Source organism: Flavobacteriaceae bacterium (genome assembly GCA_003443635.1).
Taxonomy (GTDB): domain Bacteria; phylum Bacteroidota; class Bacteroidia; order Flavobacteriales; family Flavobacteriaceae; genus AU392.
Window position 1 is genome coordinate 3056093 of the sequence record CP031964.1, and the last position, 23570, is coordinate 3079662.

Here is a 23570-nt window from a genome sequence, read left to right on the forward strand (position 1 = left end):
ATGGTTTATTCTCTGTAATGAATTGTATCGTTTCCAATACCATTCTTACGCTGTCAATCAATATGTTTAATGAACTTTTTTATTTCTTACTTTTAGCTCGTTTCCTTGCTAAGCGGGTGCAAATATAAAACCCTTTTTTATTCTCACAAAACTTTTTAAAGAAAATTTGATTTTATTTTTTATAACCCTTTTAATGAACTTTTCACCTCCCTCGTTTCCTCGTTAAGCGGCTGCAAATATAAAACCCTTTAATTAACTTCCTAACCTTTTTTAAACTATTTTTTAATCTATTTTTTTATCCCAACCAAAACACCTTAGTAACAGCATTTTGCACCTCCAATAAATTACAAAAAGAAATTCCATACCAAGCCAAACCTAATCACAAAATCCCTGTAGGGCTGGTTTGGGGCTGAGAAAAAATTAAATCCTGTGAAAGAAGAATTAAAATGTTCTGCTTTTAAGAAGATGCGTGTTTGACGAACTTTCATATTAATAAAGAAATCCAATCTTGGAAAATCTCCTATTTCAACATCATTTTGCGTATAAAATTCTGCCAAAAGTGGGTCGTAAGCATCTGCATTATATTTAGTAAAATAGTTTAATGTGATTCCCGTTTGTATAAACAACGCTTTTTTAAATAATTTATCTGTAAAATACAAAGTACTACGAACATTAAAATCTGGCACATTTAATATTCCTTCTCCATCTAATACATTTTGATAACGCACTGTATTATTTAGAGCAAATTTTTTGTATTTAAACTCTCTAGCAAGTTTTACTCTAAAATAGTTAATGGTTTCGTTAGTTTGACTTGGGCTAACTAAATTATTTGCTCCTTGTCTTTCAAAATAAGCATAATTATTAATTGTAGTATAATCTAATTCTAAATTGACAAGTTTATTAGAATTAAGGTTAAATGCAAACTGTTTTGTTTCGACATTATCAAAATTGTTTTGCCAATTGTAGTTTATATAATCACTTTGATAAAGCAATAGGTTATAATTGGCACTATTAGAATTAATATTAATTCCAGCTGATACTGATGTATCTTCGTTTAAATTATATCCTGCATTTGCATTCAGGAAATTTCCATCTAAATCTCCTGCCACATTAATTCCAAATTTACCATCAAGCAAAAAGCCTCCTATTTTGTTTTTATATGCGCCTCCAACAGATGTTACATTTCCCTCTAAACGATTAGTAATACTACTACCATTTATATTTACTAAAGCATCATACCCATAATTAAATGTAGCATATCCTAAATTAAATTTTAAATCTCCTAGTGTAGTATTAGAATAATTAACATTTGCTTCTGCATAAAAATCTTCATTAGTAACTCTGTCACTAAGATTTGAGTTGATAAATGCATCTCCAAAAAAATCGTTTTGTGATGTTTGATCAAACTCATATGATTTTTCTTCAAAAGAAATTATATTACCGATACTCAATCTGTTATTATTTAAAGAATCTTGTAGCTTATAAAAGTGTTCAAAATGAATTCGAGTTCCTTCTAAATCATTTTCAGCATCTTCAAATCTAGGGCTAAAAACAGATCTATCTAAAAACTCTTCAACTCCTGATTCAAAATTAGGGATATCCTCATCCCTTAAACCACCATTTTCTTGACTAGACAACCCTTGAGATGTTATATGTATACGTGCATAATATTTATCGTTACTAGTTTTATAATTGGTTGTAAATCTAAAATTACGTGTACTGGTTCTTATATTTTGATATTTCCCTAAAGATCGTAAACCTTTAAATGCTATTGAGAAATTTAAATTAGGAGATGTATTTACTGTAAAAAAAGAATCGAGTAACTGTCCTTGCTCAAAAGCAGTTTTAAACATTAATTCTGTTAGAGGTGTGGCTACATTATAATAGTTAATATCTTCTATTTCTATATAATTAAAATGTCGTCCTCGAGCTCCAAAAAGAGGTCGTAAATTATTACTATAAAAATTATGACTAAGAGAATTATATGCTTGCCCTATGTTTGAAAATTCTATTAAATCAAAATTATCTTTTCTTAAATAATTGAATTTATATTCTTTATAAATACTAAGAGTAGTATCTACAAATGTTGTATCGTTAATATGAGAAATAATTTTATAATCTTCATTTTTTGCTTTTTGTTGTTTTACTTCTACACCTACTTCATCTTCTTCTTGAGCTAATAAACTCATTGGGCAGTAAAAAGTAATCAAAAATAACAACCAGTAATATTTCATTCAAAATTTATTTGATAACAAAAGTATGTTTTTTGAACGAAAAAAATTACTATTAATTGTTAAACAAAAAACGCTGCTCATTGAGCAGCGTTTTTATATTAATATTATAATATAATTTATATTTCTAATATTATTTATGGGAATACAATAGTCATTGCATTTGAATTAAATGGTGCTGCAAAAAATGTATTATTTAGTACAATATCTATTGTATTTATACATGTTAATGCTAAACCTGTTACGCTTGAATGATTAACTGGTCCTCCATTAAAAATTACTAGTACAGCATCAGCTGGACCACCATAACTCACTGCTCCTGAATCTGGGTCTACATTTATAATTACATCTTCAGAAGCACGTCCTGCAACATTTACACCTCCAACAATAGTAAGTTGATTTTCTCCAGGTCCAGCAAGAACATCTACTGGATCACCAGTTGTAGGAGCTCCAAAGGCAGCTGCCAATACATTTAATGTATAAGTACCTGTACCTGTAACATTTGCTAAATCAACACTTGGGCATTGAACTTGAAAACCAACATCAACTGTAAGTGTACTACTTGGAAGCAATGCAGCTCCTTCAAACGAATCTAACGTAAATGTTACTGAGCTTCCGGCATTAGGAAAAGTAGTTGTAGCAAAAGTAGTTAGAGTAATACTTCCTTCAAACTCTCCAGCTGGAACTACACCTGTTAGAGATGGTATGTTATAAAATGAAGCATCTAAAGTACTCGTTGGATCTACTGACAAAGTAAAAGCTCTATCAACATTAGAAAGAGTAGAAACGCCAACTGTGATATTATTATTTGTATCAGCTGTAGGGTCTATCAATATCAAATTAGTAGTTTGTACTTGTGCAATTGCATTAGCAGGATCATTTACATCCAACAATATCCTATCACTATCATCTGATTCACATGAGTAAATACTAACCATTAAACCTACTAATGCTAGTATTAATATTTTATGTTTTTTCATAATAAATTATTTTTTTTAAAAAATTAGTATCCAGGATTCTGATCTGCATCAGATATTCCATCATTAGCAAAAATTTCTGCGGTTGGTATTGGTAATGTATATCTAAAGCTTCCTGCTGGTAAAGACTCTGTTGTTGCAGCTCTACCTACTCCTGCAAAATCATTAGTAGTTCTAGTTATTCCCAATCCAAAACGCTTTAAATCGTACGCTCTATGGCCTTCAAAAGCTAATTCTATTCTACGTTCGAAAAGAATATCTGTTAAAGCTGTATCTAAATCACCATACGTTGGTGTTGCAGATCCACTATTTCTAATGGTTCTTATTGCTTCGATATCAGCTTGAGCCGCAGGTAAATCACCTAATCTAGCATTTGCTTCTGCTCTAATTAATAGCATTTCACTTGATCTAAAAATAGGAATATTATTTAAACTAGGTAAGTTTGGAACTCCAATATACTTCCCAACGACAACATCTCCAGTTGGTCCAAAGTTAGTTGTTTGAGTAGTTGTTATTTCCGTTTCTAAATCAATTAAAACATCATTTCTAGCGTCTGTTGGAGCAAATTGACCAAGAAGTCCTAACGACATTGAAAATCCTACTTGACCATTATTATCATTAAATACTTGTCCAACTCTTCCGTCTCCATTATCTCTATCAACTACAAAAATATATTCTGATGGATCAGCAGAAAAATTATCTCTAAATTGAGTAAGATAATTTGCTGCATTTACTAACGGTGTTGCAGCAATTACATTTGTTGCTAAATCTCTAGAAGTAGCTAATCTAGTTGGAGTATTCAAATACAATCCTATTCTAGCTTCTAAAGCGTCTAAACTGGTTAATGTAAAACGTGTATTAGCAACACCAGAGTTAGCTGGGATTAAAAGTCTTGCAGCTGCAAGATCTTGATCTATTTGTGCGATAACTTCTCCTACATTATTTCTCGGAAAGCTTGTTCCTGCTTCTGGAAACCTTAATACTTGAGTAATTAAAGGAACTGCTGGTGAGTTTGCATCGAAAGAAGGTGCAAAAGCTCTTAATAATTCGAAATAATTGTATGCTCTCATTACCAATGCTTCTCCTCTTACTTGGTCCGCTAATGCCTGATCATCTATTTCAAAAGTATCTAATCTTTCAATAACTCTGTTTGCTTGGTCAATTACATTATAATATCCAAAATAAAGTCCATTTGCTATTCCAGCTCCTGGGACAATTTGAAATGAATGTGTTTGTAAACCTTGTCCTCTATTTCCTCCTCCAATTCTTACTTCATCAGAGTGATACGCATTAAAAGTTATTACATTAACTTGCTGACCTTGACTATCATAAGCTCCTAATAATGTACGCTCTATGTCTGCTACCGTTGTTAATGACTCCTCTGGTATAAGGAAGTCTGGGTCTATGTCTATTGATCCCTCACAAGAAAACATAAGGGCAATCAATAAGATTTGTGTTATTCTATAAAAATGTTTTTTCATAACTTATATATCTAAGTTTATTTATTATTAAAAGTTAAATTCTACACCTGCTGTGAATTGTACAGGGTTAGGGAACTCAAACTGTGCGATGTTATTACCATCTTCAGGATCAAGTCCTCTAAATCTTGTGAAAGTAGCTAAGTTGATTCCTCTTACATATATTCTTGCACCACTTATACCTGAATTACCCAAAAACGTATCAGGAATATTATAAGCTACAGTAACATTTCTTAACCTTAAGAATGCTGCATCTTCAATATCTTGAGATGAGAATTGTCTCTGGAAATTTGGAGCTGCAATATCTGTAATGTCACCAGGGTTTTGGAATACATCTAAAACTCTAACATCTTGATTTAATGCTGGGAAGAAATTAAAGTTTTCTGTAAAGAACGATACATTATTGAATCTTGAGAAACCTCCAGCTATATAATTAAATAAACTTGATATTTCTAATCCTTTCCAGTTAAAATTAAATCCAAATCCTCCAGTCCATCTTGGTTCTGAACTACCAAATCCAGTTCTAGAATCTGCTCCATCATTAAATACATTTGTAATATTACCATTTATATCTCTATATAATGGTTCACCATTACTTGGATTAACTCCAGCAAATTCAACTACAAATTGAGATCCTAAACGTTCTCCAACTCTAATAATACTAGTTCCTTGCTCAAACTCATTTACCTGACCTAAATCTGTAACTTCATTATCATTATACGCAGCATTAGCAAAAATGTTTAACGTAACATCGTTATTTCTTACTACATCCACAGAGAATGAACCTTCAAAACCTTTATTAGTTAACTCTCCTGTATTTACATTTACAGCACCATCACCAAAAGCAGCTGCTAAAGTAAAAGGTATAATTAGATCTGATGTATCTCTCTGATATATTTCTGCACTACCAGTAATTCTATTATTAAAGAATCCAAAATCAAGTCCTAAATTAACTTGTTCTGTAAATTCAAAATCTATCGCTGGATTTGCAATCCCTCCTTGGAATAATACGCGATTCCCTTCAAAATTAGTTAATCCTAATTGATTTATGAACGCAAATTGACCTGAAGATGTATCATTACCTGTTGTTCCATAATTAGCTCTTAATTTTAAAGAACTAATCCAACTTACATCTTGTAACCATTTCTCTTGGTCAAGATTCCATCTACCAGCAACAGAGTAAAATACTGCATCATTGTTACCTTGCAATAATCTTGATGATTCATCTCTTCTTACAGAAACATCAACACCATATTTGTTATCATAATCATAACTAGCAGATGCAAATAATGAGAATAATGCATTTTGAGCAACTGCCCCACCAACTGTTGGAATTAATCCATTTCCATTTCCGTTAGCGCCACCAACATTTGTTCCTGGTGTAACTGAACCTGCAAATCCAAATAAAGTTGGTTCTATACCAAATCCTGTAAAATTACTAGATCTAAAATTTCTGTTTGTAAATTCCACAAAACCAGAAACAGATAGACTATGTTTTTCTGCAAATGTATTTTGATATCTTAATTGTGTCGTGTTTGTAAATCTTACATCTCTATCACTACTTTCAAATTGTGATCCAGCGCCTCCAATTGCCTGAACCAAACCAACTTGTGATGTAGGGTCTACTGAACGTACAAAAAAGTTGTCAATAAAATCAACTCCTATACGCTCTATAAGAGATATATTATCAGTAAATGCATATTCTGCAGTTCCTGAAATATTAAGTCTAAACCCTTCATTCTCTTCTATTGATGTTCTTTGTGCTTCAAGTGACCTTGGAGCAACATTCGCAAGCGCACCTCCTGTATTTAAAGTTCCATCAGGATTTGTTAATGGTACTGTTGGATTTCCTAAAAATGGAATTAAGATTGGGTTATTTAAGTTAACCGCCCCTTCTACTAATGAAGTATTTGTTCTTGTAAACGTCAATAATGTATTAATACCAAATTTAAGTTTATCTGTTGCTTTAACATCTAAATTTAAACGAGATGAAAGTCTTTGTAAATCTGTATTATCAAGAATACCTTCTTGATCAAAGTAGTTTAAAGATGTGAAAAAGTTAATATTTTCACTTCCACCACTAGCACTTAACTCATGAGTTTGAGAATTAGCAGTTCTAAAAGCAGCATCTCTTAAATCACCAGGATTCTCTGCAAAAGCAGCAGCTTGAGTTGCTATTTCTTCATCTGTTAAGTTATTACCTCCTATTGTTCTGTTTAATCCTAAAAATTGTGCTGCATTTAACACCTCAAAATTTTGATCAGGAGCTTCAGAAAAACCTACTTGAGATCTATATGTAAAACGTGCTTTTCCTTCTTTACCTCTTTTACTTGTAATTACAATAACTCCCGCAGCAGCTCTAGATCCATATAATGATGATGCTTGAGCATCTTTTAAAACAGAAACGCTATCAAAGTCATTTGCGTTAAGACTAGAAAGGTCAAAGTTATCAATTGGAATTCCATCAAGTACTACTAAAGGTTGATTATTACCATTAATTGATACTGTACCTCTAATACGAATTCTAGCTTGAGATCCAGGTTGTCCACTTCCTGAACGAATTTCTAAACCTGGTGCTCTACCTTGAAGTATTTGTTCAAAAGATGCTAAAGGTACTTGCTCTAAATCTTTTGATTGCACTGTAGCAACTGACCCGGACACTTTTGCTATTGATTTAGATGCATATCCTGTAACCACTACTTCATCTAAAGCTGCAGCATCTGGTTCCATAACAATATCAATAACATTAGAAGCTCCTACTACAGATCTAACAGTTTTATTTCCTAAATAAGAAAATACTATTGTTTCTCCTGCATTAGCTCTAAGCGAATATTTACCATCAAAATCTGTTTGAACACCTCTTGTTGTTCCTTCAATAATAACACTAGCTCCTGGCACAGGTAACCCATCTTCTGAAGATGTTACTGTTCCAGTAATTGTCTTCTCTTGTGCGAAAGAGAATTGGATCATCAACGCCATAAAAAGCGTCAACAACCAAGATAATTTTAATTTCATAAAATAATTATTTGAATTAGTCTGTCACAAACATCTTAATAATAAATTAAATTAGCAAAATATTAACTAAAAAAAATACGTTAAAGTGCCGTTTTATGTACGAACGGATTAAAATAACGTTAAAGAACATAAATAATGTGAAAGAAAAAACTTACTTATGCTTAAATTAAAATATTCTCATTATAAATTAGAATGTGGGACTGATGAAGCTGGAAGAGGGTGCTTAGCTGGTCCAGTTACTGCGGCAGCTGTAATCTTACCTATAGGTTTTACAAGTGATGTATTAAATGACTCAAAACGACTTACTCACAATAAACGTAATTTTTTGCGATCTATAATTGAAAATGAAGCAGTAACTTACTGTGTATCTCATATTTTTGAAAAAGAAATTGATGTTATTAATATATTGAATGCATCTATTCTGGCTATGCATAAAGCAATAGAAGGTTTAGATATTTCTCCAAATTTTATTAGCGTTGATGGCAATAAATTTAAGCCCTATAAAAATATACTTCATCAAACCATTATAAAAGGGGATGGAAAATATTTAAATATAGCTGCAGCTTCTGTTTTGGCTAAAACTTATCGCGATACTTATATGAATGAACTACACAATGAATTCCCGATGTACAATTGGAAACAAAATAAAGGGTACCCAACTGTAGAACATAGAGAAGCTATTAAAAAGTATGGGGTTACTAAATATCATCGCAAATCTTTTAAACTACTTCCAGAACAACTGTCTTTAGAATTATAAATATATCTTTGTTTAATATTTGTACATATCACCCTCAGATGAAACATATTCTTTTCTTCTTTATTTTATTCTCCTTAATATATAGTTGTAATACCTCAAATAAAAATAAAATCAATGCCGAATATCTAATTCCTGAAACTTCGCAATTAATTTTAAAAGTAAATGATTTTGAAAACTTTAAGAGTGATATAAAAAATAGCAGTTTTGTGACAACTTTGTCTAATTCTGAATTTAATAATAATTTAAATCGAGTAATAAATAATATAGATTCGCTAAGCATAAATTCTGAATTATTTATTTGTTTTGAAAACATTGATAATGAGGTAAATTATTCAATAGTTGGGGTGCTAAAAGATTCTATAAACAGTTTGAAAATAGATGATAGTTTACACCTTAATATAAAGGACAGTGTTTTTATTGCTTCAACTTCAAAAACAATCATTGATAATTTAAAACCTAATAAATCTATTTTAAATCGTTTTAACATTGTTTCAAATGAAGATGTTTCTTTTTCTATTTTTTTAACTGATGAAAAATCAAGGCTATTTGGAGAATCTTTAATTAAAAAAGATATCACTACATTTTCTAATTGGATAGCTTTAGATGTTGAATTATCTCCTGATCAAATGCTACTTAGTGGTGTAACTTTTAATAATGATTCTCTTCCTAAACTATTAAGTGTTTTTAAGCAAACAATTCCACAAGAAAACACCATACATAAAATTACCCCAATAGAGAGTGATGGCTTTTTAAGTATAACGTTTGAAAATTTTAAAACGCTTCAACAAAATTTAATAGCATATAATACAACTTCAACAGATTCAATTATAAATAATGATCTATTTTTAACTATAGATGAAATTGGCGAAGTTTATATTAATAATCAAACAGCAATTATATTAAGATCGATAGATGCAGAAACTACAAAAGATGCTCTTTTAGAATATCAAAATATAATCTCGACTTATAGAAACGTGCCTATCTTAGAGTTTAGAGATTCAGAATTATTACATTCAACATTTCGTCCGTTAATTTCTAATACTTCTCCATCAAAATATATTATGTTAGATAACTTTTTTGCATTTTCAGATTCTGAAAAAGTGCTTCAGCAATTAATTTCTAATTATCAAAATGGAACAGTACTATCTAAATCTAATAGATTTAAAGAGGTAATGTTTTCATTAAGCGATGAAGCTTCATTATTGATTTTCGCAAATTCTAAACGATTAGAGCAAATTTCAGAAACTATTTTTAATGAGGATTTTAAATCTTCCGTTTTTAAAGATTATGGATTTAATGCTTTTCAGTTTATAAACGACGATGGGTTTATTCATATAAATGCTAATATTAAAAAAGAAAAGATAAGGTCAACTCGAAAAGGTATTACAGAAGAGTTTAATATTTTTATAGATAATGATATTTTAATGCATCCTCATTTTGTTATTAATCATCGCACAAAACAAAAAGAAATAGTTGTACAGGATATAAATAACAATTTATATTTAATCTCTAACAAAGGGAACGTGCTTTGGAAAAAACAACTTAACGGCAATATTCTTGGGAAAATACAACAAGTAGATTTATACAAAAATGGACGATTGCAGTTAGCTTTTGCAACTCCTAATCGCATTTATATTTTAGATAGAAATGGTAAAGATGTATCTCCATTTCCTTTACGATTTAATAGTAAAATCACACAACCTTTATCTGTTTTTGATTATGATAACAAAAGAGAATATCGTTTTCTCGTTACACAAAGTAATTCTCTTTTAATGTATAATAAAAATGGTAAACTTATAAATGGTTTTAAACACAGGCCTTCTGGAGTTATAAAAACTCAACCTCAACATTTCAGGATAAGCAATAAAGATTACATTGTTTTTGCTGCAAATAATACCATGAAAATTTTAAATCGACAGGGCAATGATAGAATTGTTGTTAGAGATGCAATTAACTTTTCTGGAAACCCTATTTTCAAATACAATAATAGATTTACTACGACCTCCACAAATGGTGAGCTTATTCAAGTAAATACAAAAGGATCAGTGAGTAAGCAATCTTTAAATCTCGAAAACAATCATTTTTTAGAGACTACCAATAAAACTCTAGCCACTTTATCAGAAAATATTTTAACTATCAAACAAAAATCTGTTGAGCTCGATTTCGGTAATTATACTTCTCCAAAAATATTTTACCTCAACGATAAAATTTACATTACCGTTACGGATTTACAATCCAAAAAAATCTTTTTATTTGATAGTCAAGCAAAATTACTCAGCAATTTTCCTGTATATGGAAATTCTAAAATAGATTTTGATAATATTGACAATGATGGTGCTCTTGAATTTGTTGTTAAAGGTGATTCCAATTCCATAATTCTTTACAAGAAAAACTAAATATAGTTTTTTAATTTAAAATTAATTAGTACTTTTAAATGTGCTATTAATCAATTTATTACAATATCAATTTCCTTATTTAAATCACACATTTGTATATACAACAAATCCATTGATTACATTTTGTTGCAAAAAAATTAAAACATAAAGATAACCAAATCTGGCCCCAATCTTTTCCGAAACGTCAAAGTTTACTTTGGCGTTTCTTTATTTTATTCTGTCAATTTTATTACTATTGCAACATATAAATTCATATTAAATTTTATAAATGATTAATCGTAATAAAGCTTCCATTTCTAAATTTATAATTCATAAAGTCGGCAATAAATTTAATGATACTAAAAATGCATTTTCTGAACAATTGGTGAATTTTGACGAAGCTAGTTATGAGCTCATGCTACCGTTTTTACTACGCCCATTTACAAGCGTGACCCAAAGCTATCGTTTTAATCATCATTCAGATGCCAATTTAAACGAAATAAACAATTACAGTTCTCAATTATTTAATGATGACGATGTTTTTATAGAGGTTTCCAAACATATTGTCACTCATTTATTCGAACAATCAAATTCTTCGCAAATAAAGACTGGAGATGTTTTAATTGTACAATTTGAAAGTGTTGAATTTAATGAAATAACTACTAATGCCATTGGCATTTTTAAGATTGAAAATCGCTCAAATTTCTTTCAAACTTATTTAGAGAATAAAAGTTACGATATTCTGGTTCAAAAAGGAATTAGCTCAAAAAAAGTTGATAAAGGGTGTTTAATTTTAAATCAATCTGACGCTGAAGGAAATATCATTTTAAGCGTCGATAATAATAGTTATGATGCACAGTATTGGATTAATCATTTTTTAAATATTAAATATGCTGATGATGCTAACCAGCACACTCAAAATTATATCGAACTCTGCAAAGAGTTTTCTACTGAAATTATAAAAACTACTTATGGTGAACAAGAACGCAATACATTTTTAGCCAAAACGGTAGACTATTTTAAAGAAAACGAAATCGTAAATATAGAGCGTTTTAAAGAAGATGTTTTTGAAGAAGACAAACACAAAAGTTTATTTGATGATTATAAAAAAGAATTTGAAGGTGAAAAAAATGTTTTAATTCGCAATCAATTTGATGTTTCTGAACGTGTTGTTAACAAAGAAAAGCGAAAAATTAAAACTGAAATAAAATTAGATACCAACATTCAAATAAAATTAGATATTGATACTCCAGAAGCTTCAAGTGAATATTTAGAGCGTGGTTATGATAATGAAAAGAAAATGCACTATTATAAAGTATTCTTTAATGCTGAAGGGTAGTTAGCAAATCAGCTTCAAAAAGGATTTTAAAATGTTTTAATAATTTTTCTTTTACCTCAGCTTGATCTATTGTTTTTTTACCCAGTTCAACATTTAAAGATGTTACTGCTTTACCACGAATTCCACAAGGAATGATATTATCGAAATAACCCAAATCTGCATTCACATTTAATGCAAATCCATGCATCGTAACCCATCTACTTGCTCTTACTCCCATAGCACAAATTTTACGAGCAAAAGGCGTTCCCACATCTAACCATACACCTGTTTCTCCATCACTACGTTCAGCTTTTAATCCATATTCGGCTAACGTAAGGATAATCATTTCTTCTAGTAGGCGAAGGTATTTATGTATATCTGTGAAAAAGTTTTCTAAATCTAAAATAGGGTAACCTACAATTTGCCCTGGACCATGATAAGTAATATCTCCTCCTCTATTTATTTTATAAAATGTAGCTCCTTTTTTTTCTAATTGAGTTTCATTTAAAAGTAAGTTGGACAAATCTCCACTCTTCCCTAAAGTATAGACATGAGGGTGCTCAACAAATAAAAAATGATTAGGAGTTTGCAAATTTAATTCTTCTCTTCTATTTTTTATTTTAAGGTCCAAAATTGTTTTAAAAAGCTCTTCTTGATAATCCCAAGTCGCTTTATAATCTTTTAATCCTAAATCTTGAATGTATATGGCTTTATTCATAAAGCGCAAAGATACGTTTTTATCGCTCTGGATTATTTAAAATAACAAGTGCAGCAATAACTCCTGGTACCCAACCACAAAGCCATAATAAAAACACAATAACTATAGATCCACATCCTTTATCTAAGACGGCTAAGGGTGGACACAAAATAGAAAGTAATACTCTCCAGAAACTCATTGTAATTATTTTTTAATTGATGAATACATCTATTTGACGTGTACATACTTTTTTTGTTACACTTTTTATTTTTCATTTTTCGGTGATTTAAAATCATCTACTCACATTTTATATTTGATGGTTTAATGGTATCTTTGTACGCTTAAATTCTCATATAGATTATACTATGTCGCAATTATCGGAGCAAGAACTTGTAAGGCGTGAAAAATTAAACAGCCTTAGGGCATTAGGAATCAATCCTTATCCAGCTGATTTATATCCTGTAAATCATAATTCAAAACAAATTAAATCTGATTTCGAAGAAAACAAAAAAGTTATTATTGCTGGGCGTTTAATGTCTCGTCGTATTCAAGGCAAAGCATCATTTGCAGAGTTACAAGATGCTGAAGGTAGAATACAAGTATATTTTAATCGTGACGAAATCTGTACTGGAGAAGATAAAACACTTTATAACGAAGTTTATAAAAAATTACTTGACATTGGAGATTTTATAGGTATCGAAGGAATTTTATTTACTACTAAAGTAGGTGAAAAAAGCATTAGAGTGGAGAAATTTACATTATTAAGTAAAGCTTTAAAACCTTTACCATTACCTAAAACTGATTCTGAAGGTAATACATTTGATGAATTTAATGACCCTGAAACACGTTACCGACAACGCTATGCTGATTTAGCAGTTAATTCGCATGTAAAAGAAGTTTTTGTTAAGCGCACTAAACTTTTTAATGCCATGCGTGATTTTTTTAATACTGCTGGATATTTTGAAGTAGAAACACCAATTTTACAACCAATTCCTGGTGGAGCTGCCGCTAGACCTTTTATAACACATCACAACTCTTTAGATATCCCATTATACATGAGAATTGCTAACGAGTTATATTTAAAACGACTCATAGTAGGTGGTTTTGATGGTGTTTACGAGTTTTCTAAAAACTTTCGTAATGAAGGTATGGACAGAACTCATAATCCTGAGTTTACAGCAATGGAGATTTATGTAGCTTATAAAGATTATAATTGGATGATGGAATTTTGTGAGCAATTGCTTGAACATTGTGCTACTGCTGTTAACGGAACGACAAAAGCTACTTTTGGAGATCATAATATTGATTTTAAAGCACCTTATGCTCGTGTAACTATGGCTGATGCAATAAAAGAGTTTACTGGGTTTGATATTGTTGGTAAAACCGAAGATGAAATTCGTGCAGCTGCTACTAAATTAGGTATAGAGGTTGACGAAACTATGGGTAAAGGAAAGTTGATCGATGAAATTTTTGGTGAAAAATGTGAAGGTAATTATATACAACCAACTTTTATAATAGATTACCCAAAGGAGATGAGTCCTTTATGTAAAGAACATAGAGAAAACCCTGAATTAACAGAGCGTTTTGAATTAATGGTTTGTGGTAAAGAAATTGCTAATGCTTACTCAGAATTAAATGACCCAATAGATCAACGTGAACGTTTCGAGCATCAATTAAAGTTGGCTGAAAAAGGAGACGACGAAGCTACTGAGTTTATAGATTATGATTTTTTACGTGCTTTAGAATATGGAATGCCGCCTACAGCTGGAATGGGCATTGGTATGGATCGATTAATTATGTTTTTAACTAACAATCCATCTATACAAGAAGTATTGTTTTTCCCACAAATGAAACCTGAACGAAAGCAAGTAGAACTAAATGATAATGAAAAAGCAATTTTCGACATTTTAAAAACTCAAAAGAATATGAATCTTAATGATTTAAAAGCACAAACTGGATTGAGTAACAAAGGTTGGGATAAAGGTATTAAAGGGCTTACTAAACACGGACTTACTAAAGTTACAAAAACAAACGATTCTTTAATAGTTGAGCTTAAATAACTCGAAGGATCATTTTTAAAATATAAAAAAAAGCATTGTGAAATTTCACAATGCTTTTTTTTATATTAATAAATCTATAATTATTTTTTCTTCTTTTTCGCTCCTATAAAAATATCGTTCTCCCATTTACCTTCTTTAACAAGTTTACCTTCTTTGTCATAAACTTTTCCTTTTCCATGTCTTTTATTATTTTTCCATTTACCATGATGCTTTGTTCCATCAGAATAATACATTACACCCCAACCATGCCTTTTATTTTCTCTAAAAGATCCTTCATAACGTCTTCCGTCAACCCAAATATATGTGCCTTTTCCAGAGATATCATGTCCAGAAAATGACCCTGAATATTTAGTTTGATCAAACCAAGTAACATTGCCTTGGACTAAATTCCCTCCTAATACTTCAACATCAAAAGCAGCTCCTTGCTCTATAAACTTAAACCATCCATTAGGGTATTCTGTTCCAGCACTAGGTGGTATTCTTTTTAAATCTTGTGCATTACTAGAAAAACTTATTGTAATTAAAAACAATAATGATAGATTAATTATTTTCATTTTTACTTTTCTTTATTTGTTTTAAAATATGTCGTTACAATAATACTTTTACTTACAATAGCATATCAAACTTCATCATTAACTAACTATTTTTAATGTACTTTTATAAGATAATTAAATGCAAATCACATTATGACAAAAATCAAACATATTACTCTCTATTTAATTTTAGGCTTTATAATGCATAGCTGTCAAAAGCAAAATCTAACAATAGATCTTAATGAGTTAACTATATCTGATATTCATGAAGCTTATAAAAATGGTAATTATACAAGTGAGCAATTAACTAATGCATATTTAACTCGTATTACCAAGTACGATGATTCAATTAATGCAATTACTATCATTAATCATAATGCAATAAAAATAGCTCAAGCTTTAGACAAAGAATATAAAAAAACAGGAGTATTAAAGCCTCTACATGGAATTCCTTTAATTGTAAAAGACAATTTTAACACCAAAGGATTATTAACAACGGGAGGTTCTTTAGCCTTAAAAGATTTTATTCCTAAAGATAACGCTTTTATGATTTCCAAATTAGTTGATGCTGGTGCTATTATTATAGCTAAATCTAATATGGCTGAATGGGCATTTAGCCCTATGCATAGTGAAAGTTCAACTTTTGGTACAACTCGAAATCCATATAATTTAAATTATGTTCCAGCTGGGTCTAGTGGTGGAACTGGAGCTTCAATTGCTTCAAATTTTGGAACTATCGGTTTAGGAACTGATACAGGAAACTCTATTAGAGGACCATCTTCTCATAATGCTTTAGTGGGGTTTCGATCTACATTAGGGCTTACTAGTAGAAGCGGAATAATACCTCTTTATTTAAGAAATGATGTTGCTGGGCCAATGTGTCGTACTGTTGAGGATGCTACTAAAGTTTTAGAAGTCATCGCCGGTTATGATTCTAGTGATCCAGTAACAAAATATTCTAAAGGAAAGATCCCAAAAAATTACACTCAATTTCTTCAAAAAGATGGGCTAAAAGGATCTAGAATAGGTGTTTTACGAATTTTAAGTAACAACAATCCTGATTCAGAAATTACTACGTTATTTAATACAGCTATTAACGATTTACAAAAATTAGGTGCTACTATAGTTGATACTTTAGATATTCCTAATTTCTCAATGTTAAGGCAAAATCAATGGTGTTCTGACTTTAGAAAAGACATAGAAGCTTATTTAGCTACTTATGTAAAAAATGATACTATAAAAACTCTAGAAGATATAGCTAGAATAGGAAGTAAATCACAATATGCTATAGATGGCGTTACAAACTTTTTAGAAAATAGTAGTCATCCAGAACATCCTGAAATTGAATGTACCGATCCTTATAATGATTTAAGACGAATTGCTTATAGAGAAGCTATTGAACAACAAATGGATTCTTTAAACTTGGATGCAATTATTTATCCATCTTGGAATAATAGGCCTGCAAAGATCTATTTGTTTTCAGAAGAATATAAAGGAGATAATAGTCAGGTTATTGCTCCTCATACTGGGCAACCAGCATTTACTGTTCCTATGGGTTTTACTGATGGCAATTTACCTGCTGGACTTCAGTTTTTAGGGAGAATGTATAGCGAACCAACTCTAATAAAATTAACTTATGCGTATGAACAAGGAACAAAACACAGATCTCCTCCTTCATTGCATTAATGTCGTTATTAATAAAAAACCCAGTGATTATATAATCACTGGGTTTTATTTTTCTTTTCTTGAAATTTTAAATATGTACATAAGTATTATATTTTTCACATTTTTTCACTTTACTATTTAATCTCCCATAATTCATAGGTATTTCTTCTTCAATTTCATAAATAATAATGTCATTTACATCTACACTTTCATCTTCAAAAGTTTTAAAATTTCCAAATAATTTTTCTTCAATTTCATATTTTTCAACATCAAGGGATGCATATTCCATATTAGGATTTGAATATTGAATGAAATTCAATTCTTCTTCAATTTCATAAACCACTACATCGCTTACTTTTACTGGTTCTCCTTTAAATCCTTTAAAATTGCCAAATAAAAGTTTTTCTAATTCACGTTTTTCAGTGTCGAGATCTGTATATTCAATATTGGAAATTGAATATTCGTTGAGATTTGTTTTGTTAGCAATACTCAAAGTAAAGAATATGCTAAATACTAAAGCTAATTGATACATAATAATTTTCGTTTTTTGATTTAATTGATTTGATGTTTATATAATAGACTTCTAAATGTCAATACTGTTACAACATTTAGAACTATTTAACATAAAATATTTTCTATTAACACTATTTTAAATAGAGATCTAATAGAGTATAAAAGTTATTATGAACAAAGTATTAGTTATTGAAACGCTCAATAAATGCACTAAAAGCTTTAATAAATTGTGGTCTAGGTGTCTCCATAAAAGCAGCGTGATCACCACCAGAAATTACAGTCCAGGTTTTATCTGCCGTTTTCAAACGTGTAAATAGTTTAGTTTGTCGCTCTGTAGGAGCTATTGGATCTAATTCTCCTTGTATAATAAGTACTGGAATTTCAATTTTTAAAGGATCTATTTGTTTAAAATCGTTCATGTTTCTCCAATCTACACGAATAGGATCTGCTTTTAATGCTGCTTTCACATAAGTATCAATAGCATTCTGACTAATAGTTCCAGGAACAATAAAATCACTAGCAGCTGCAGCTACCGTATTAATTGTTTTATCTAAAGATTTATCTATTGGGTCTTCTGGAATATTAGCATCTAAATCCATCCAAAATCCAAATAAGTTTAGACTAGCAATATGAGAACTTTCTTGTTGTGATGCCAAAAGTGAGACTGTAGACCCCATAGACCAACCAAATAAATGTATTTTTTGATTATCATTTTGTTCTGAAACCCATTTTAAAACGTTTAGCACATCTTTAGCTGCTTTATTTGGTGTAAGCCACTCTGTCTCATCTCTTGGAGTGTCTCCATAGCCTCTCAAATCTACTGCATAAGTAGTATAACCTTCTTCGATCATTCCATCCATAAGTGATAAATTTTCACCTTCCACTTGTAAATCAAAATCTGGAACACTACTCCAAGTACGCCCATGTACAAAAAGTATAACCCCTTTAGCATTGTCTATTTTCTTTTCCCAAACAGCCATAGGGTGTTCATCAGATAACACAACATTCTTTTTAAGTTCTATTTTATTTGAAAAAGGACTAGTATTAATAGTAACTTCTTCTTTTTCATTAGTTTTACAGGATATATTTATTAAAAATAGTATAAAGAATAGTAGTTGTGTTCTAAAAAGATATTTCATAATATTATTTTTATTAATAGTTAGATAAAAACCTTATCGCTTATCTTTTCAAAGATATTAGAAAAACACAATACATGATTTACAATAGTAAGTTAATTAGTTAAAATAATATTAAAATACTCTTTTAAAACTCGCTTAAATAGAGGTTATTATTACTTTCGGGCGATAAACCAAAAAATCAAGTACATTGAAACATTTTTCCATCAAGATTTTACTATTTGCTTTAGCTTTAATAGTAACATCATGCAACACAGCTCAAAAAGCTGCTAAAACTAAAGCAACTGCTACTGCTAAGCCAAAACCAAAGGCGCCAAAAAAAGGAGCGATTCAACCTTATGATAAGGTAATTACCAAAGAAGCTAAAAGTGATAAAGGGCTTTTTACAGTTCATAAAATAGATGATAAATTCTTTTATGAAATTCCAGATTCTCTTTTTGAAAGAGAAATGTTAATGGTAACTCGTATTGCTAAAACCGCAAATGGCATTGGATTTGGAGGAGGCAAACAAAATGAGCAAATGTTACGCTGGCAAAAAAGAGATAAAAAAGTATTACTACGTGTAGTATCTAGCTCTGTTGTAGCTGCAGATTCTCTTCCTGTGCATGAAGCTGTTGTAAATTCTAATTTTGAGCCAATACTATATAGTTTTCCTATTAAAACAATTAGTAAAGATTCGTTAAATACCGTAATTGATGTTACAGATTTATTTAATAAAGATGTAAAAGCATTAGGATTACCTCAGAGAAGCAGAACTCAATATAGAGTAACGCGATTAGATGCTGCAAAATCTTTTATAGAAAGTGTAAAGAGTTATCCTGAAAATATAGAAGCTAGACATGTAAAAACTTATGCTGCTGGTAATGCTCCATCTAATGGAAGTTTAGGAACAATTTCTTTAGAGATTAATAATTCTATGATTTTACTTCCTAAAGTACCAATGAAGCGTCGTAACTTTGATCAACGTGTTGGTTGGTTTGCTCGAGGGCAGGTAGATTATGGTTTAGATGCTCAAGAAAGTAAAACTGTTCGTTATTTAGATCGTTGGAGATTAGAAGTAAAAGATGAAGACATAGCTAAATTCAAACGCGGAGAATTAGTAGAACCTAAAAAACAAATTGTTTATTATATTGATAGAGCAACTCCAAAACAATGGGTGAAATATATAAAACAAGGTATTGAAGATTGGCAAGTTGCTTTTGAAGCAGCAGGATTTAAAAATGCTATCATTGCAAAAATACCTCCAACTCCTGAAGAAGATCCTGAATGGAGTGCTGAAGATGCACGTTATTCTGTAGTACGTTATTTAGCATCTCCAATTCCTAATGCTAATGGTCCTCACGTAAGTGATCCACGTTCTGGAGAAATTTTAGAAAGTGATATTAACTGGTATCACAATGTAATGACATTATTACGTAATTGGTTCTTTGTACAAACAGCAGCTATTAATCCTGATGCTAGAGGGGTTGCTTTTAAAGATGAAGTCATGGGACGTTTAATACGTTTTGTATCTGCTCACGAAGTAGGGCACACTTTAGGCTTACCTCATAATATGGGTAGTAGTGTTGCTTATCCAGTTGAAAAATTACGCGACCCTGAATTTACTAAGAAAAATGGAACGGCTCCATCTATAATGGATTATGCACGTTTTAACTATGTTGCACAACCTGGAGATGGAGATGTAGCATTAATGCCTAATATTGGTATTTACGATAAGCATTCTATTAGATGGGGATATCGTCCAATTTTAGATGCTAAAACTGCTGAAGATGAAAAGAAAACTTTAGATAGTTGGATTTTAGAGCATGCCGGAGATCCTTATTATCGTTTTGGAGCACAACAAGGTGGAGGTGCTGGGATTATAGATCCTACTTCTCAAACTGAAGATTTAGGAGATGATTCTATGTTAGCAAGCCATTATGGTATTTTAAACCTTAAACGTATTGTTCCAAATTTAATTGAATGGACTGCTGAAGATGGTAAAAACTATAGTGATTTACAAACTTTATATGGTCAAGTTTTAGGGCAGTATAATAGATATATGGGGCACGTAGCACCAAATATTGGTGGTGTTATTCAAATCAATAAAACGTTTGATCAAGAAGGAGCTGTATTTACACATGTTGATAAAGCAACACAAAAAAGGGCTATGGATTTCCTTCAAAAAGAATTATTTACTACTCCTGAGTGGTTATTAGATAATAATATTTTCAACAAAGTAGAAAGTGCTGGTGTTGTTGATCGTGTAAGAGGATTTCAATCTAGAACTCTTAATACACTTCTTGATTTTGGAAGAATGCAACGTATGATTGAAAATGAAACTGTAAATGGTAAAGATGCATATAGCTTCTTAAACATGATGCAAGATTTAAGAAAAGGTATTTTTAGTGAGTTAGCTAGAGGTCGTTCAATAGATACTTATAGAAGAAACTTACAACGTGTCTATATTGATAGAATGTCGTTTTTAATGACAGGTAATCAAGCGGTAATTCCAGCAAGGTTCAGAGCATTTGTTAGACGTACTAATGTAAATGTAAACCAGTCTGATATTAGAGCAGTTGTAAGAGCTGAATTAAAGACGTTACAACGTTCTGTTAGAAGTGCTATTGGGCGTTCTAATGGATTAACTAGAATACACTTACAAGATGCTTTAGAGCGTATTAATGATATTTTAGATCCTAAATAGTCTAAATAAATTACAACTTATTTTTTAAAAGAGCTTCAATTAAATTTTGAAGCTCTTTTTTTTATATGAACTTTAAAAGAAAAACAGTTAATAACTAGTTAAAGCCTATTTTCAAATTAAACCTTTTTAATTTTCGTTGGTCTTAAAATAGAATCATAAAAAGAAAGTTAATGAAAAAATTAGTATTTATTGCTCTAGCTTTTATAACATTACAAGTTACTGCTCAAGAGCACAGAAGAGGGCACAGAGATGGGCAAAGAAGAGGTGTACAAAAAGCACGTGCTTTACAACAACTATCACCTGAACAAATTGCTGAAGTACAAGCAAAACGAATGACGTTACATTTAGATTTAACAGAAGTACAGCAAAAAGAAATTCAAGAATTACTATTACAACAAACTAAAGCCCGAAAAGAAAAAATAGAAGCATTTAAAAAATCTAGAGCTGATAAAAATATCGAACGCCCTTCTAAAGAAAAACGTTTAGATTTATTAAATGAACGTTTAGATAATCAGATTGCAATGAAACAAAAAATGAAAAACATTCTAAACGAAGAACAATATCAAAAGTGGCAAAAAAGTAATGGGTTACGAAAAAGGCATATCGCAAAAACACGTCGCTCAAAAAGGCATTAAATTGTGGTTAGTTATAAATAAATTGGTTAGTTATAAGTAGCTTTATTAAGAGTATTGTTAAAATTAACAATACTCTTTTCTTTTTATAAGATAAATTTTACTACATTAGTAATACCTTATTTAAAAAAATAAAAACTTATTACTAACCAACCACTTATAAAAAGGGTATTTAATATATTAATACCCTTTTTGTTTTTCACATCGTTTCACATACTAACTTACAGGCAGCAATAGTTTTATCCAAGTCTTTATAAGTTAAAGCATCTGTTATAAACCAAGTTTCAAAAGCACTTGGTGCTATATAAATACCTTGCTTAAGCATCCCGTGAAAGAACTTTTTAAATTTATCATTATTTCCATTTGTAGAAGTCTCAAAATCTATAACAGCTTCTTTTGCAAAATGTACAGAAACCATTGATCCAACTCTATTTATCGTATATTCGAATTTTAAATTTGTTAGCACTTCATCCAAACCATTATGCAAATATTTTGTTTTTGCTTCCAGACGCTCAAACAATGTTTCATCTTCATTTATAAACTTTAACATAGCTAACCCTGCAGCCATTGCTAGAGGGTTCCCACTTAATGTTCCAGCTTGATAAACAGGTCCAAGTGGAGCTAAACAATTCATTATTTCATTACGAGCAGCAAAAGCACCAACTGGCAGACCTCCTCCTATAACTTTACCAAAACAAACAATATCTGCTTTTATATTTAAAAGCTCTTGTGCACCCCCTCTGGCCAAACGAAACCCTGTCATTACCTCATCAAAAATTAACAATATCTGATGTTGATCGCAAAGTGCTCTTAAGGCTTCTAAAAATCCTTTTTGAGGAGGAATACATCCCATGTTTCCTGCAACAGGTTCTATAATAATACATGCAATTTCTTCTGTATTTGCTTTTATAAGTGCTTTTACACTTTCAATATCGTTATAGCGAGCTAAAAGTGTATCCTGAGCCGTTCCTTTTGTTACCCCTGGACTATTTGGTGTCCCAAATGTAATAGCACCACTTCCTGCTTGTATCAAAAACGAGTCACTATGTCCATGATAACATCCAGCGAATTTTATAATCTTGTCTTTACCTGTAAACCCTCTCGCTAACCTAATTGCGCTCATACAAGCTTCTGTTCCGGAATTCACAAAACGGATTTTATCAATATTTGGTACCATTGATACTGCTAATTCTGCAATTTTAGTTTCAATTTCTGTAGGCATTCCAAATGATGTTCCTTTTTTTGCTTTATCTACAACTGCATTAACTACTGGTTCAAAAGCATGCCCTAATAACATTGGTCCCCATGAGTTAATATAATCAATAAGTTGATTATTATCTTCATCATATAAATACGCTCCTTTAGCTTTTTTTACAAAAATAGGAGTTCCTCCTACAGCTTTAAACGCTCTTACTGGTGAATTTACACCTCCTGGAATTACGCTCTCTGCTTGCGCAAAAAGTGCGCTACTTCGCTTATAAATCATAAAACTATATC

17 protein-coding genes are annotated in these 23570 nt (G+C 30.8%); 7 read left to right on the plus strand and 10 right to left on the minus strand.

Features of this window, described 5'->3' with window-relative positions; translation table 11 throughout:
• Positions 1-344 precede the first annotated feature (344 nt).
• The 4 genes from D1817_14060 to D1817_14075 all read right to left on the minus strand — a co-directional run bounded on the left by D1817_14060 (position 345) and on the right by D1817_14075 (position 7701).
• The gene (locus D1817_14060; protein AXT20950.1) at positions 345-2234 is read right to left on the minus strand and encodes a hypothetical protein; all 1890 of its coding nucleotides are present in this window, start codon (positions 2232-2234) and stop codon (positions 345-347) included.
• A 134-nt stretch (positions 2235-2368) separates the two neighbouring features.
• The gene (locus D1817_14065) at positions 2369-3211 is read right to left on the minus strand and encodes a hypothetical protein (GenBank protein ID AXT20951.1); all 843 of its coding nucleotides are present in this window, start codon (positions 3209-3211) and stop codon (positions 2369-2371) included.
• Between the two features lie 23 nt (positions 3212-3234).
• The gene (locus D1817_14070) at positions 3235-4689 is read right to left on the minus strand and encodes a RagB/SusD family nutrient uptake outer membrane protein (GenBank protein ID AXT20952.1); all 1455 of its coding nucleotides are present in this window, start codon (positions 4687-4689) and stop codon (positions 3235-3237) included.
• A 27-nt stretch (positions 4690-4716) separates the two neighbouring features.
• Positions 4717-7701 (minus strand): SusC/RagA family TonB-linked outer membrane protein, encoded by a 2985-nt coding sequence (locus D1817_14075; protein AXT20953.1) that lies wholly within the window; start codon positions 7699-7701, stop codon positions 4717-4719.
• 157 nt (positions 7702-7858) lie between these two features.
• On the opposite strand from D1817_14075, the gene D1817_14080 reads away from it, so the two are divergent.
• From D1817_14080 to D1817_14090, 3 genes are all read left to right on the plus strand, one after another.
• Positions 7859-8458 carry a ribonuclease HII gene (locus D1817_14080; GenBank protein AXT20954.1) on the plus strand — a complete coding sequence of 200 codons (600 nt, stop codon included), beginning with the start codon at positions 7859-7861 and terminating at the stop codon, positions 8456-8458.
• A gap of 38 nt (positions 8459-8496) precedes the next feature.
• Entirely contained in the window at positions 8497-10854 is a 2358-nt protein-coding gene (locus tag D1817_14085) for a ribonuclease HII (protein AXT20955.1), read from the plus strand.
• Positions 10855-11122: 268 nt separating this feature from the next.
• Positions 11123-12172, plus strand: a complete 1050-nt coding sequence (locus D1817_14090) for a nucleoid-associated protein (GenBank protein AXT20956.1) — start codon at positions 11123-11125, stop codon at positions 12170-12172.
• On the opposite strand, the gene lipB is transcribed toward D1817_14090, so the two are convergent.
• Both lipB and D1817_14100 read right to left on the minus strand, forming a co-directional pair.
• On the minus strand, positions 12156-12869 hold the full coding sequence (gene lipB / locus D1817_14095; GenBank protein ID AXT20957.1) for a lipoyl(octanoyl) transferase LipB: 714 nt from the start codon (positions 12867-12869) through the stop codon (positions 12156-12158). The genes D1817_14090 and lipB overlap by 17 nt on opposite strands.
• Positions 12870-12888: 19 nt before the next feature.
• On the minus strand, positions 12889-13047 hold the full coding sequence (locus tag D1817_14100) for a YqaE/Pmp3 family membrane protein (GenBank protein AXT20958.1): 159 nt from the start codon (positions 13045-13047) through the stop codon (positions 12889-12891).
• A gap of 166 nt (positions 13048-13213) precedes the next feature.
• Between D1817_14100 and lysS the strand changes: the two genes are divergently transcribed.
• Positions 13214-14908 carry a lysine--tRNA ligase gene (gene lysS / locus D1817_14105; GenBank protein AXT20959.1) on the plus strand — a complete coding sequence of 565 codons (1695 nt, stop codon included), beginning with the start codon at positions 13214-13216 and terminating at the stop codon, positions 14906-14908.
• Positions 14909-14988: 80 nt separating this feature from the next.
• Here lysS and D1817_14110 read toward each other — a convergent pair whose 3' ends face one another.
• Complete coding sequence (locus D1817_14110) at positions 14989-15462, minus strand: hypothetical protein (protein ID AXT20960.1); 474 nt, start codon at positions 15460-15462, stop codon at positions 14989-14991.
• 132 nt (positions 15463-15594) lie between these two features.
• Here D1817_14110 and D1817_14115 point away from each other — a divergent pair, with 132 nt between their 5' ends.
• A complete protein-coding gene (locus D1817_14115; protein AXT20961.1) occupies positions 15595-17127 on the plus strand; it encodes an amidase in 1533 nt (510 codons plus the stop codon).
• 67 nt (positions 17128-17194) lie between these two features.
• Here D1817_14115 and D1817_14120 read toward each other — a convergent pair whose 3' ends face one another.
• Both D1817_14120 and D1817_14125 read right to left on the minus strand, forming a co-directional pair.
• Positions 17195-17638 carry a hypothetical protein gene (locus D1817_14120; GenBank protein AXT20962.1) on the minus strand — a complete coding sequence of 148 codons (444 nt, stop codon included), beginning with the start codon at positions 17636-17638 and terminating at the stop codon, positions 17195-17197.
• A gap of 163 nt (positions 17639-17801) precedes the next feature.
• Positions 17802-18758: an alpha/beta hydrolase gene (locus D1817_14125; protein AXT20963.1), complete on the minus strand. Its 957-nt coding sequence runs from the start codon at positions 18756-18758 to the stop codon at positions 17802-17804.
• Between the two features lie 208 nt (positions 18759-18966).
• Here D1817_14125 and D1817_14130 point away from each other — a divergent pair, with 208 nt between their 5' ends.
• Positions 18967-21441 carry a DUF5117 domain-containing protein gene (locus D1817_14130; GenBank protein ID AXT21300.1) on the plus strand — a complete coding sequence of 825 codons (2475 nt, stop codon included), beginning with the start codon at positions 18967-18969 and terminating at the stop codon, positions 21439-21441.
• Between the two features lie 170 nt (positions 21442-21611).
• Positions 21612-22076 (plus strand): hypothetical protein, encoded by a 465-nt coding sequence (locus D1817_14135; protein ID AXT20964.1) that lies wholly within the window; start codon positions 21612-21614, stop codon positions 22074-22076.
• Between the two features lie 196 nt (positions 22077-22272).
• Here D1817_14135 and hemL read toward each other — a convergent pair whose 3' ends face one another.
• Complete coding sequence (hemL, locus tag D1817_14140; GenBank protein AXT20965.1) at positions 22273-23559, minus strand: glutamate-1-semialdehyde-2,1-aminomutase; 1287 nt, start codon at positions 23557-23559, stop codon at positions 22273-22275.
• Positions 23560-23570: the final 11 nt, after the last annotated feature.

Bases quoted from the DNA above. Each gene is read 5' to 3' on its own strand.
- hemL (AXT20965.1), bottom strand. From the start codon at position 23,559: ATGATTTATAAGCGAAGTAGCGCACTTTTTGCGCAAGCAGAGAGCGTA.
- D1817_14120 (AXT20962.1), bottom strand. From the start codon at position 17,638: ATGTATCAATTAGCTTTAGTATTTAGCATATTCTTTACTTTGAGTATT.
- D1817_14085 (AXT20955.1), top strand. From the start codon at position 8,497: ATGAAACATATTCTTTTCTTCTTTATTTTATTCTCCTTAATATATAGT.
- D1817_14070 (AXT20952.1), bottom strand. From the start codon at position 4,689: ATGAAAAAACATTTTTATAGAATAACACAAATCTTATTGATTGCCCTT.
- D1817_14125 (AXT20963.1), bottom strand. From the start codon at position 18,758: ATGAAATATCTTTTTAGAACACAACTACTATTCTTTATACTATTTTTA.
- D1817_14100 (AXT20958.1), bottom strand. From the start codon at position 13,047: ATGAGTTTCTGGAGAGTATTACTTTCTATTTTGTGTCCACCCTTAGCC.
- D1817_14075 (AXT20953.1), bottom strand. From the start codon at position 7,701: ATGAAATTAAAATTATCTTGGTTGTTGACGCTTTTTATGGCGTTGATG.
- D1817_14090 (AXT20956.1), top strand. From the start codon at position 11,123: ATGATTAATCGTAATAAAGCTTCCATTTCTAAATTTATAATTCATAAA.
- D1817_14080 (AXT20954.1), top strand. From the start codon at position 7,859: ATGCTTAAATTAAAATATTCTCATTATAAATTAGAATGTGGGACTGAT.
- D1817_14115 (AXT20961.1), top strand. From the start codon at position 15,595: ATGACAAAAATCAAACATATTACTCTCTATTTAATTTTAGGCTTTATA.
- lysS (AXT20959.1), top strand. From the start codon at position 13,214: ATGTCGCAATTATCGGAGCAAGAACTTGTAAGGCGTGAAAAATTAAAC.
- lipB (AXT20957.1), bottom strand. From the start codon at position 12,869: ATGAATAAAGCCATATACATTCAAGATTTAGGATTAAAAGATTATAAA.
- D1817_14135 (AXT20964.1), top strand. From the start codon at position 21,612: ATGAAAAAATTAGTATTTATTGCTCTAGCTTTTATAACATTACAAGTT.
- D1817_14065 (AXT20951.1), bottom strand. From the start codon at position 3,211: ATGAAAAAACATAAAATATTAATACTAGCATTAGTAGGTTTAATGGTT.
- D1817_14060 (AXT20950.1), bottom strand. From the start codon at position 2,234: ATGAAATATTACTGGTTGTTATTTTTGATTACTTTTTACTGCCCAATG.
- D1817_14110 (AXT20960.1), bottom strand. From the start codon at position 15,462: ATGAAAATAATTAATCTATCATTATTGTTTTTAATTACAATAAGTTTT.